General features: G+C 66.0%; 10 protein-coding genes. 2 read left to right on the top strand and 8 right to left on the bottom strand.

Translation table 11 applies throughout. The annotated features are described in order from the left end of the window. Positions 1 to 134: 134 nt before the first annotated feature. From QX071_RS08115 to QX071_RS08125, 3 genes are all read right to left on the bottom strand, one after another. On the bottom strand, positions 135 to 743 hold the full coding sequence (locus tag QX071_RS08115) for a hypothetical protein (RefSeq protein WP_315701398.1): 609 nt from the start codon (positions 741 to 743) through the stop codon (positions 135 to 137). Between the two features lie 146 nt (positions 744 to 889). Beyond that, positions 890 to 2,326: a glutamine synthetase family protein gene (locus tag QX071_RS08120; RefSeq protein WP_315701397.1), complete on the bottom strand. Its 1,437-nt coding sequence runs from the start codon at positions 2,324 to 2,326 to the stop codon at positions 890 to 892. Between the two features lie 172 nt (positions 2,327 to 2,498). Beyond that, the gene (locus QX071_RS08125) at positions 2,499 to 3,857 is read right to left on the bottom strand and encodes an aromatic ring-hydroxylating dioxygenase subunit alpha (protein WP_315701396.1); all 1,359 of its coding nucleotides are present in this window, start codon (positions 3,855 to 3,857) and stop codon (positions 2,499 to 2,501) included. Between the two features lie 123 nt (positions 3,858 to 3,980). On the opposite strand from QX071_RS08125, the gene QX071_RS08130 reads away from it, so the two are divergent. Both QX071_RS08130 and QX071_RS08135 read left to right on the top strand, forming a co-directional pair. Then, entirely contained in the window at positions 3,981 to 4,766 is a 786-nt protein-coding gene (locus QX071_RS08130; protein WP_315701395.1) for an IclR family transcriptional regulator C-terminal domain-containing protein, read from the top strand. Between the two features lie 157 nt (positions 4,767 to 4,923). Further along, positions 4,924 to 6,096 (top strand): GGDEF domain-containing protein, encoded by a 1,173-nt coding sequence (locus tag QX071_RS08135; RefSeq protein WP_315701394.1) that lies wholly within the window; start codon positions 4,924 to 4,926, stop codon positions 6,094 to 6,096. 58 nt (positions 6,097 to 6,154) lie between these two features. On the opposite strand, the gene QX071_RS08140 is transcribed toward QX071_RS08135, so the two are convergent. The 5 genes from QX071_RS08140 to QX071_RS08160 form a co-directional block, all read right to left on the bottom strand. Then, the gene (locus QX071_RS08140; RefSeq protein WP_315701393.1) at positions 6,155 to 7,105 is read right to left on the bottom strand and encodes an ABC transporter substrate-binding protein; all 951 of its coding nucleotides are present in this window, start codon (positions 7,103 to 7,105) and stop codon (positions 6,155 to 6,157) included. Positions 7,106 to 7,210: 105 nt separating this feature from the next. Beyond that, positions 7,211 to 8,251 carry an ABC transporter permease subunit gene (locus QX071_RS08145; protein ID WP_315701392.1) on the bottom strand — a complete coding sequence of 347 codons (1,041 nt, stop codon included), beginning with the start codon at positions 8,249 to 8,251 and terminating at the stop codon, positions 7,211 to 7,213. Beyond that, positions 8,244 to 9,767 carry a sugar ABC transporter ATP-binding protein gene (locus QX071_RS08150; RefSeq protein WP_315701391.1) on the bottom strand — a complete coding sequence of 508 codons (1,524 nt, stop codon included), beginning with the start codon at positions 9,765 to 9,767 and terminating at the stop codon, positions 8,244 to 8,246. Before QX071_RS08150 ends, QX071_RS08145 begins: the two co-directional genes overlap by 8 nt. 157 nt (positions 9,768 to 9,924) lie before the next feature. After that, entirely contained in the window at positions 9,925 to 11,370 is a 1,446-nt protein-coding gene (xylB, locus tag QX071_RS08155; protein WP_315701390.1) for a xylulokinase, read from the bottom strand. A gap of 3 nt (positions 11,371 to 11,373) precedes the next feature. Then, complete coding sequence (locus tag QX071_RS08160; RefSeq protein WP_315701389.1) at positions 11,374 to 12,330, bottom strand: LysR family transcriptional regulator; 957 nt, start codon at positions 12,328 to 12,330, stop codon at positions 11,374 to 11,376. Between the last annotated feature and the right edge of the window lie 69 nt (positions 12,331 to 12,399).

The raw sequence follows: 12,399 nt of genomic DNA on the forward strand, positions 1-12,399 counted from the left end.
CGCAAAGAAGGCTGCCCGAAGCTATTCAAGCCATAGGCGATTGCCCTGCGGCAGAAGGGAAGGCCTGCTGCCGGCGCGTGCACAGTCGGGTGCCGGGTGGAAGTCGCATCGATCCGATCGCCCGGCGCGGGCACTTATTTCTTCGAGCTTGCGCCTTTCAGCGCATCCCACGCGGCCTGGTTGGCCTGGTCGAAGGTCTTGCGGGTGTCGGCGAGCGCTGCGCTCAACACGGCCCAGGAGTCCGTGCCGGCCTTCTTCAAAGTCTGCAGCCTCGCCTCGGCCTCCGCTGCATCCAACTTCATCTGCGCGATCGCGGCTTCGACATTGGCCTGGCCGGTGGCTGCGATCTTCGCGGCGGCGTCATGGAATGTCGCGGCCGCCTCGCGCCATGCCTTGGCTTGCGCCGCGGCGACGTCCTTGAAGGTGGCCTGCTGCTGCTCGATCTGCTGGCCGAGGCCGTCGAAATAGGTCTTCACCTGCGCCTCGAAGCCGTCCCACTGCGTTTCCATATCCGCCTTGGCGCGCTGCCAGGCGGCCTCGCCGGCGTCGCCTTGCGATTTCAGCGCGGCCTTGAACTCGTCGCGGCGCTGCTTCAGATCCGCGATCAGCTGATCGACTTTCGGCTTCATCTCGGCTGCCGACTGGCTCGCCTTGACTTCGAACGAGGCCAAAGCGGCATCCATCTCGTCGATGCGCTCCTTGGCCCAATTCAGATAGACATGCACACTGCTCTGCTCGGGCATCCTTGCCTCCATGCGTTGATCTCGCGGGATCATCGCCGGATCGGTGCCTGCTCATATTGACGTGAGTCAACGGACCGGAACGCAACGGTTTTGTGGCGGCGCGGGTCTTTGAAGCGAGTCTTTGAAGATCGCCGGTCCCGGTGTGTTCAAAACATCTCGAAATATTCGCGCTGCTCCCAGTCCGACACCTCGGCCTGGAAACGCTCGATCTCCGCGGTCTTGATGTGCACGTAATAGTCGATGAACTGCGCGCCGAACTTCTCGCGGAAGAACGGATCGTCATGCAGCGCGAACACCGCCTCGCGCAGCGACTTCGGCAACAGCTCGGCCTTGGTCTCGTACGGCGTATCCGCCGATGGACCGGGATCGAGTGCGCGGTCGACGCCGTCGAGGCCGGAGAGGATCTGCGAGGCCATGTAGAGATAGGGATTGGCGGCCGGCTCGCCGATCCGGTTCTCCAGCCGTGTCGCAGAATCGCCGGCGCCGCCGAGCACGCGGATCATCACGCCGCGGTTGTCGCGGCCCCAGATCGCGCGGTCCGGTGCCAGCGAATAGGAGCGGTAGCGCTTGTAGCCGTTGATGGTCGGCGTCGTGAACACGGTGGAGGCGCGGGCATGCGTGAGCAGGCCGGCGAGATAGTTGCGGCCGAACGCGGAGAGCGGCTCGCCGCCCGCACTCGCCATGAAGGCGTTGCTGCCATCGGCGCGCGAGACCAGCGATTGGTGCAGATGCCAGCCGGAGGCGAACACGTTCGGCAGCTTCGGCCGGCACATGAAGGTGGCATGATAGCCGTGGCGGCGCGCGATCTGTTTGATCGCCGAGCGGAACAGCACCATGGTGTCGGCGGGCTCGAGCCCCTTGCGCGGCTGGAACGTGAACTCGCATTGGCTCGGGCCGAACTCGACCTCGACCGAGCGCAACGGCAGGCCGAGCGCGAGGATGTCGCGGCGCAAGATCTCCAGCACCGGCTCCATCTGATCGAAGCGTTGCTCGGTGAGATATTGATAGCCGTGCGAGAGCAGGCTGACGGACGGCGGCTGTCCCGGCTGGCCGGCATCTTCGACCGCCATCCTGGCGTCCTCGAGCTTGAAGACGTGAAACTCGACCTCCAGCCCCGCGACATAGTCGTAGCCGCGCTGGGCGAGATCGCCGAGCACGTTGCGATAGATCTGGCGGGTGGCGAACGGCACCGGCCGGCCGTCGCTGAAATAGACGTCGCACAGCACCCAGCCCGTGGTCGGCGCCCACGGCAGCACGCGGAAGGTTGTGGGATCCGGCACCATCACGACGTCGGCGGCGCCCTCCATTTCGCTCATGCCGAAGCCGCCGCCCTTGGTGAACACCGGGAACACCGTGCGGTGCGAGGTGTCCTTGGCCAGCATCGTGGTCGTGATCGAGCAGCCGCTCTCCAGCGAGGCGACCGCCTCAGTCGCGATCAGCGTCTTGCCGCGCAGGATGCCGTGCTGATCAGGGAACGAGAGCCTGATCACTTCGAGGTTCTTCTCCTCGACGATGCGGGCAAGCCTCTGCGCCGCTTCCCGCTGCTCGTCAGTCCACAGGCCATGGCGGCTTACGAAGGTCACGCGATCCTCTTAAGTATCTTGAATGGAAAACGAGCCACATAGTCGGTCATTCCGGGGCGATGCGCACGACAAAATGGCGAAGCCATTTTGCTGGAGCATCGAACCGGGAATCTCGAGATTCCGGGTCTGGCGCTTACGCGCCATCCCGGAATGACGGGAGTCGAAAGCGCCACTACTCCGCCGCGGTGAGATGCGTCACCTTGCCGGCGATGTCCTTCGGCACCGGGGCCGCCCAGGGCGCGCCGCGCCGGCGCTTGACGTCGACCTCCATCCAATAGAGCTCCCAGCCCTTGGTCGGGCCGATGCCGTCCATCGTCGCCGGGCCCTGGATGCTGCGCGCGGTCTCCGCGTCCAGGCACAGGATCGGCTTCTCGCCGCGCGCGACCTTCTCGATCTCGCCCCGCAGCAGGCGGCGATATTGCACGATCGCCTTGTCGCTGGTGCCGAGATGCTCCTTGGTGCGATCCTGGATCGGCCCCATCGATTCCACCGCCCACTGGTCGTGCACGTTGATGTCGTGGCCCATGCCGGTATAGGTCGCGGTCTGCTGCTCGCTGGCGTCGAAGCCGTAGTTATTTGCCTTGTTCCGGCGCGAGATGTAGTCCGGCAGCTCGTACATCTGGAGGCGCTGGTCGCGCATCTTCTGCTTGTCGACCGGCGCGCCATAGCTGGTGAAGATCGAATACCAGTAGCAGTTCTCGTCGTCGATCGGCACGTGATACTGCGTGATCGTCATCTCCGTGCTCATCGGAATCACGAAGGCATGCGGGAACAGCTGGTTGGTGACACGCACATGGGTGCTGACGTCATCGATCTCGCGCAGCGTGATCAGCCGCAGTCCATACTCGGTGTGCTCGACATTGATGATCGGGCGATCATATTCGCGCAGGATCTTGGTCATCGGCAGGTCGGTGCCGGCGGAGGCTCCGCGGAACTGGCGGCCATAGGCCATCGAAGTGTCCTCGTCCTCGAAGAACCGATGCAGATACGAGGCGTGCGACGGATCGATGCCGACCTCGAGCGCCTGCAGCCAGTTGCAGGCCCAGTGGCCCTTGAAGGCGAAGACGTGAGTGTTCGGCGCCGTGAAGCAGTCGAGTTCGGGGAAGGCGGGCGGGGTGCCTTCGCCGAGATAGGCCCAGAGGATGCCGCTCTTCTCAACCACGGGATAAGAGCGCTGCCTGATGTTGGCGCAGAGGTTGGAGCCCGCAGGCTCCGCCGGTGTCTCCAGGCATTGGCCGCTGACGTCGAATAGCCAGCCGTGGAACGAGCAGCGCAGGCCGCCGCCTTCGAGCCGGCCGAAGGCCAGATCGGCGCCGCGATGCGCACACTGGCGGTCGATCAGCCCGTAGCGGCCCTGCGGGTCGCGAAACAGCACGAGATTTTCGCCGAGCAGCCGCACCGGGCGCACCGGCCGCTCGCCGCTGAGCTCATCGACCAGCGCCGCCGGTTGCCAGTACTGGCGCATCAGCCTGCCGCAAGGCTCCTTGGGCCCAACGCGGGTGATCAGGTCGTTCTGCTCCTGGCTCATCATGGTGGGGCGTTCCTTCCGTGGCTGCAGCTTTTGTTCGGCTATTGAACATATGGGCGAATTATGCCATGTCCGGACAGGGCCGCAAGCACGAGTTTTCACCGCGTTGCGGCGCGGAACGAGGCAATGCCGAAGCTGAAGCGCGAGGACGGCGGCGAGGCCGCCACCGATTACGTCGAGAGCCTCGATCGCGGCTTGCGGCTCTTGCACGTGTTCGGCACGCGGCCGGGCGCGATGACGCTCAGCGATATCGCGCGCGCATCCGATTTGCCGCGGGCGACGGCGCGCCGCATCCTGCTGACCCTGCAGCGGGGCGGCTTCGTCGCCAGCGACGGCAAGCTGTTCGCGCTGACGCCGCAGGTGCTGACGCTCGCCTCGTCCTTCCTGCGCTCCAGCCAGCTCGTCAGCGTGCTGCAGCCGGTGCTGGATCGTGTGGCCGAGCGCGCCAAGGAGATCGCCTCGCTGGCGGTGCTCGACGGCCAAGAGGTGGTGTTCATCGCCCGCGGCGGACCGGTGCGCGTGTTCTCCGGCGGGCTGGAGATCGGCTATCGCCTGCCGGCGTTCTGCACCTCGGTCGGTCGCGCGATGCTCAGCCAGTTCAGCGACGCCGAGCTTCGCGAGCGGCTCAAGTCAGCGCCGTTGCAGGCGCTGACGCCGCAGACGGTGACCGATCCGCGGCGGCTCGTGGCCATGATCGCTGCCGATCGCAACAACGGCTACTCGCTGGTCGATCGCGAGGCCGAGCCGCATTTCCGCTCGATCTCGATGCCGGTGCGGCGCTATGACGACGTCATCGTCGCCGCCATCAATATCGGCAGCCATGTCGACCGCATCTCTGTCGACGAGATGATCGCGCGCTTCCTGCCGCTGCTGCAGGACGCCGCCGCATCGGTGCGGCCGCAGCTGCTTTGATCCGACGAGCGGGCGCTTCATGCGGCAGGCAATTCACCGCCGCGGCCGATTGATACACCCTTAATCATGATCATCGCATGGCTGCCCCGCCGCGGCATGGCGATGTTTCATTAAGGCCGGCGCCTGATAGTGCGCGCCTTGATGCAATGAGGCAGTCATGGAGCGGCAAGACCCGGATACGCGACGCGAGCTGGTTCATCTGCTGTACGGATCGATGCTGCTGGTCGGGACCATCTCGGTGGCGGCCGTGGTGATCGGCGCGGGGATGGCCGTCGTGGCGCGCGATCCCGGCTACGCCGTGCTGACCCTGCTGCTGTTCGTCGTCGGCGCCGCCCGCATCATCAAGCTTCACCTGTTCGCTGTTCGGTTCGATCGCTTCAATGGCGCCGACATCGTCCACTGGGAGCGGCTCTATGGCGTCGGTGCCGCCGCTTTTGCTCTTGCAGTGGGGGCCTTGTCGGCGCGCGCCTTCCAGATCGGCGATGCCCCGGGCATCTGGATTTGCTTCGGCCTGTCGATGGCCTTCTGCGTCGGCATCGTCTCGCGGGTCAGCCCGTGGATCGTCATGTCGTCGTCGGCCTTGCTGCTGATCCCGACTGCACTTTCCTGCCTGCTGCAGCCCGAGCCGATCTATCGCATGGGCGCCGGCATGTTGGTGCTGTTCTGGATCACCCTGCGCGGCACGTCGTATCGGTTGACGGCCGCCTTCACCGAGCGGATCGAGGCCAAACAGGCGCTCGCCCGCCAAGCGAACCAGGATTTCCTCACCGGCCTGCCGAACCGCGCGGCATTTCTTGCCGCACTCGACCGCCTCGATTGTCGCGCGGCGATCGTTGCGATCGATCTCGACGGCTTCAAGCCGGTCAATGATCGCTTCGGACATCTGGCCGGCGACGAACTGCTTCGGCAGGTCGCCATGCGCTTGCGCGGCTGTGTCGGTGCAGGGCTGGCGGCGCGCTTCGGCGGCGACGAGTTCATGCTGTTGCAGGAGGTCCCGGACGGACCGGCCGGGCAGGAGGCGGCGCTTGCGCTGACCCGCGCCGCGGTCGGGGGATTGTCACGTCCGTTCCTGCTGGCGGGCGAGAGCGTGCTGATCGGCGCCAGCGCCGGCATCCTGATCACGCACGAGCCCGGCCGCATCGGCGCCGATGCGTTGCTCGACCGCGCCGACCGCGCCCTCTATGCGGCCAAGCACGCCGGTGGCCGCCGATGGTGCTGGGCCGACGAGATTGCACCAGCTGCGGCTGATGCCGCAGCTGCGCTGTCGCTCGCGAGCCCTCCGATTCAGCCTGCGGCCGACGCTCGCTTGGTCGCAGGGTCTGTCGTGTGAGACGGCGTGGACGCCGGGCGCGCGGCGTCCGCACGAAATATCGTGACGGCAGGCCGACTTACTCCTTCCGCTCCGAGGTCCAGCCCTTGTACTCGCCGACATTGTCGCGGGTAATGAGTTTCGACGGCAGGAGCTCGACGGTGGAGGCCGGCTTCTGACCGTTGAGGATGCCGACGCCGACCTGCACGGCGCGGCGCGCCATGAAGAACGGGTCCTGCGATGCGGACGCCTGGATCTGTTTCGCGGCGGGATCCTTCAGCGCGGCCTCGATATCGGGCGCGCCGTCGACCGACGTGATGATGATGCCGGTGCGCTGCTGCTGCCGCGCGGCGAGATCGGTGCCGATCGCCTGCGGATCGTTGATGGCGAAGATGGCGTCGATCTTCGGGAAACGCGTCAGGTAGCCCTGCGCCACCGTCAGGCCGCCCTCGCGTGAGCCCTTGCCGTCCTGATCGCTGGAGAGCACCTTGATGCCCGGTGCCTTGGCGAACACGCTCTTGCAGCCGGTGACGCGGTCGATCACCGCCGAGACCTGCGGCCCGTTCTCGATGATGACGTCGCCTTTGCCGCCGAGCTTGTCGACGATGTACTGGCAGGAAATCTCGCCAGCCTGGACGTTGTTGGTGGTGATGGTGGCGTCGGCGCCTTCGGCGGCGGTGTCGACTGCAACGACGATGACGCCCGCGGCCTGCGCCTTCTTGATCGCAGGCCCGATCGCCTTGGGATCGCCGGGGTTCAAGAGGATGAGGTCGACACCGGCGGCGATGAAATTGTCGATCTGCGTCACCTGCTTGCCGAGATCATATTCGAAGCCGACGGTGGTGATCTTGACGTTCGGGTTGGCTTTCTTGGCCTCGAACTCGGCGCCCTTCGACAGCGCAACGAAGAACGGGTTGCCGAGCGAGCCCAGCGAGATGCCGATCGATTTCAGCTCCTTGGCCGATGACGGCGCGGGGCTCAGCGCGAGCGCGACGGCGGCAACGCCGCAAAGCAAGACAGTCTTCAACATAAGTTTCCTCCCTGGTCCTTTCATCACTTCTCGGCACGGTGGACCAGATGCCGTGAGAAAATCGATGGAGTGGCGCGGACGCTCGCTCCTCTGTGCAGAGATGGTTCAAGTCCGCGCCGAGCCTTGCAGCCGGTAGCGGTCGAGCGCGACGGCGCCGATGATCACGAGGCCCTTGATCACATATTGCCAGATGTCGGAGACGCCGGTGAGAATGAGGCCGTTCGACAACACGGCGATGATCAGCGCGCCGACCAGCGTGCCCCAGATCGAGCCGATGCCGCCGACAAAGGATGTGCCGCCGAGGATCACCGCGGTGATCGCGTCGAGCTCATAGGATTGCCCGAGCTGCAGCCCGTTGGCGGCATAAAGCCGTGCCGCCTGCATGGCGCCGCCGAGGCCGGCGAGCAGGCCGGAGATGCCGTAGACGAAGATCAGCACCGCCCACACCTTGATGCCGGCGAGCCGCGCCGCGCTCTCATTGCCGCCGACCGCGTAGATGTGCACGCCGAGCACGGTCCGGCGCAGGACCAGCCACGACACCAGGATCACCAGCAGCGCGATCACCGAGAGCCAGGGAAGCGAGATCACGCCGGGAATGAGCGGCAGCGAGGCATTGCCGATGAAAGCATAAGGGATCGACGGATTGAACACAGTCGTGTCGGCACCCATCAGCCGCGCGAGCCCGCGCACCGCCGTGAGCGAGCCGAGCGTGACGATGAAGGGCGGCAGGCGCAGCAGCGCAATCAGCGCGCCATTGATGACGCCGAAGCCGAGGCCGGTGAGCACGGCCGCCGGCAGCCACAGCGAGCCGAGATCGGGAAGCTTTGAGACGGTGAGACCGGCCATGGCGGCCGCCGCGAGGATGGAGCCGACCGACAGGTCGATGCCGCCGGTCAGGATCACGAAGGTCATGCCGGCGGCGAGCACCGTGTTCACCGCAGCCTGCTGCAACACGATGCCGAGATTCTGTCCGCTGAAGAAGCGGCCGTCCGAGAGGAAGTGAAAGCCGATGCAGAGGATCAGCAGCACAGGCAGCATGCCGACGGCGCGGATGACCATGCGGATGCGCTGACGCTTTGTCTCCTGTGCGGCTGCGAAGCCGGGAGCAGGGGCGGCCTTCGCCTGAACTGAACTGTTGTCAGGCATCGACGTGCTCCGTTCCGGTGGCCAAGGCCATGATATCCTCCTGACTGATAGATGATGTCGCGCTGCGCCGGACCTCGCCGGCGATATGGCCTACGCGCATCACGAGCACGCGGTCGCAGATGCCGATGATCTCTGGCAAATCGGAGGAGATGACCAGGATCGCAGTGCCGGACTTGGCGAGATTGTCGATGATCGCATAGATCTCCGACTTCGCGCCGACATCGACGCCGCGCGTCGGCTCGTCCAGGATCAAGACCTTCGGCGTCGTCGCCAAGAGGCGCGACAGCAGCACCTTCTGCTGGTTGCCGCCGGAGAGGCCACCGACGGGAACACCAACGCTGGCCGCGCGAATGCCGAGCGCGCTGAAAGCTTTTTCCGCGCGGTCGCGCGCCTTGTCGCGATCGAGAAAGCCGGCGAGCTTGGCGTCGCGGCCGATCACGGCGAGGTTGATGTTGTCGAGGCAGGACATGTCCAGAAACAGGCCGAGCGCCTTCCTGTCCTCGGTCAGATAGGCGATGCCGGCGTCGAGCGCCTCACCGGGCGTGCGGATCGCGACGGGGCGGCCGTCGAGCTCGACATGACCTGAAATCTTCGGTGCCGCGCCGATGATGAGATGCGCAAGCTCGGTGCGGCCGGCGCCGATGAGGCCGGCAAGCCCGACCACCTCGCCCGCGTGGACGGTGAGCGAACAACCCCGGACGCGCTGCCCGTCAGCCATGTCGGTGGCCGTGAGCACGGGCCGGCCTGCGGTCGCATTCGGATCGTGTTCTTTCTTATAGAATGAGGACACCTCGCGCCCCACCATCAGCCGCACGATGGTGTCGGCGCGGATCTCCGGCTTGTCGAGCGAGCCTACGAGGCGACCGTCGCGCAACACGGTGACGCGGTCGCCGAGCGCATAGACCTCGTCCATGCGATGCGAGATGTAGATGATGGCGAGGCCCTCGCTGCGCAGCTGCCGGATCAGCGTGAACAGCCGTTCGCTTTCGGCCGCCGACAGCGAGGTGGTCGGCTCGTCCATGATCAGGATCTTCGAGCGCGCGTGCAGGGCTCGGGCGATCTCGACCAGCTGGCGCTGGCCCATCGACAGCTCCGCCACCAGGGTCGACGGCGTGAAATCGGCGCCGAGCCGGTCGAGGATCGGGCCGACGCGCTCGCGCATGGTGCCGCGTGCGAGCAGCCCGGACTGCGAGACCTCGCGCCCGAGATAGATATTCTCCGCGACCGTCAGGTTCGGCGCGAGCGACAACTCCTGGTAGATGATCGCGATGCCGGCCGCGCGGCCGCCGAGCGGTCCCTCGATGCGGACCTGATGGCCATCGATGCGGATCTCGCCGCCGGGATCGGGACGATAGGCGCCCGAGAGGATCTTCATCAATGTCGATTTGCCGGCGCCATTTTCGCCCATCAGGGCGTGAATCTCACCGGCATAGACGGTCAGGTCGACCTTGTGCAGCGCCTTGATGCCGAAGAAAGACTTTGAGACCCCACGCATCTCAAGGATCGGACCGCTCATCGTGCCTCCCGGCGCACGTCGTCTTTTATGTTCCACGTCTCGTTTGCAGGCGACGCAGAACGCACATTAAACTAGAGGCTGTCGCCGAGAGCAATACTGAAGAGGTATGTGTTGACGGATCGAGGTCGGCTGCAGATTGCGGCGTTGCGCAGGACTCTCAGCGGCCGGGCCGGTAGAGCTTCCGCCAATGGGGCAGCCGTTCGGCATAGGCTTCCGCGAGCGCAGGCTCCGGCGCGAAGGTCTCGATTCGTCGCGGCGGCGTGCATACGACTTCGATGGCCTCGCCCGTGACTGCCAGGCGTCCCAGCCGTGCGGCGCCAAAGGCCGCACCGGTTTCGCCTTCGGCGAAGCGATGGATGGGAACATCGAGCACATTCGCGAGCACCGACAGCCAGAACGGCGAGCGTGAACCGCCGCCGATGGCGTCGGCTTGCGTCATCGCGATGCCGGCGCTTGCGAGCGCATCGCGGCAATCGGCGAGCGCGAAGGCCACGCCTTCCAGCACGGCCTGCACCAGCGCGGGCCGGTCGGTGGCGTGGCTCAGTCCATCGAGCAGGCCGCGCGCATCGGGATCGTCATGCGGCGTCCGTTCGCCGGCGAGATAAGGCAGGAAGCTGACGGGCGAGGGCGCCTTTGGCCGCGCCCCGAGCGGCGCCAGCAGTTCGGCCTCGGAGGCACCAAGCAGCCGCGCCAGCCAGGCTAGGCACGATGCCGCCGAGAGGATCGCGCCGGCCTGGATCCACATCTTTGGGATCGCGTGACAGAAGGTGTGGACCACACGCTCGGGATTGGCGGCAACGTGATCGGTCGGTGTCAGCACCGCGCCGGAGGTTCCGAGCGTGATGAAGGCGGAGCCAGGCCGGATCGCGCCGATCCCGACCGCGCCGGCCGGATTGTCGCCGCCACCGCCGGCGATGATCGGGTGCTTGCGCATGCCCCAGCGCTGCGCCAGTTCGCTGCGCAGCCGGCCAGCTGGCGACGAGCCCTCGACGAGACGCGGCATCTGCGCGCGCGACAGGCCGCTGGCGGCGAGGCCGTCATCCGACCAGTCCCGCTCGTGGACATCGAGCCATAATGATCCGGATGCGTCAGAGACATCCTCGATCGCCTCGCCCGACAGGATCAGGCGGAGATAGGCTTTCGGAAGCAAGACCAGTTTGGTCGCCGCAAAGATCTCCGGCTCGTGCACGGCGATCCACAGGAGCTTCGGCGCGGCAAAGCCGGGCATCGCCTTGTTGCCGGTCACCGCGCGTAAGCCCGGCCAGCGCTGCTCCAGCAGCCTGCATTCCGCCGCCGATCGCCCATCGTTCCAGAGGATGCAGGGCCGCAACGGTGTGAAGCTGCTGTCGAGCAGCACCGGGCCATGCATCTGCCCTGACAGGCCGATGCCCTCGACCTCGGCCAGCTCGCGCGGATGCTCCGCCTGCAATGCGTCCAGCGTCGCAAAGGCGGCATCGATCCAGTGCGCAGGATCCTGCTCCGAATAGCCGGGCCTGGGCGTGCTGATGGTCAAGGCGTGGCTGCGGCTTGCGACCACCCGTTGCGCCTCATCGACGAGGATGGTCTTGACCGCCGAGGTGCCGAGATCGATCCCGAGATACATGTCTTATTCGCCCGACGGCTTCGATGTCTTTGCGCGACCAGTGTGCGTCTTGATCTTGCGATGGTTCAGGCTCGTCTTCAACTCGCCGATCAAATGTTTTGCAAAGGCCTCGCTGAGCGGCGGCAAGGTGCGCCCGGCGCGCTTGATGACGCTGAGGCGTCGGGCAAAGGCGGGATCATCGATCGGCCGCGACCGCACATCGCGTTCGGCGCGGATCTCGCGCGCCGAGCCCGGCAGGATCGCCAGGCCCAGGCCGGCGCGGACCATCGCGACCGCCGTCATCATATAGGTCGCTTCGCAGGCCGGATGCGGGATCAGGCCGCGCTGATGGAAGGCGCGCTCGACCACCGCGCGCACGCTGGTGTCCGACGCCATCATGATCAGCGGATATTGCGCCAGATGCTCGGGCGTCACCATCGCCTCGCGCCCGATCCGGTGCCGCGAGGGATAGATGACATGCATCTGGTCCTGCAGGCTGAAGATGACCTCGATGCCGGGCTGCGCGACCTCGTCGCCGGCCACGCCGAAATCGACGTCTTCGTTGCGCACGAGATCGAGCACCTGCTTTGCGACCACGTCGCGCAGCGCGAAATAGACGTTCGGCTTGTCGCTGCGGAACGATTGGATCGCGTCGGGCAGCAGCCCCGAGGCGATCGAGGGCAAGGCCGCGAGGCGGACGGTGCCGCGTTGCCTGGTGCTTCCGCCGCGTAGGTCGTGCACCAGCGTCTCGATGTCCTGCAGCAGTTTCTCGAAACCCGGCAGCGCCTCGGCGCCGGTGCGTGTCAGCTCGACCGAGCGGCTGGTGCGGTCGAGCAGCCGTGCGCTCAGCGTTTCCTCGAGCCGGCGGATCTGCACGGTCAGCGCCGGTTGCGACAGGTGCAGCAGCTTTGCCGCGCGCGTGAAGCTCTTCAGGCGCGCGACGGTGACGAAGGAGCGGATATGGGCGAGGGCAACATCCATAAGAAGAGACTATTGCTGCGATAAATTCATTTCAATTGTTTAATCACCAACCCGATGGCAAGCAGCGGC

This window comes from Bradyrhizobium sp. SZCCHNS1022 (assembly GCF_032484835.1).
Taxonomy (GTDB): Bacteria; Pseudomonadota; Alphaproteobacteria; order Rhizobiales; family Xanthobacteraceae; genus Bradyrhizobium.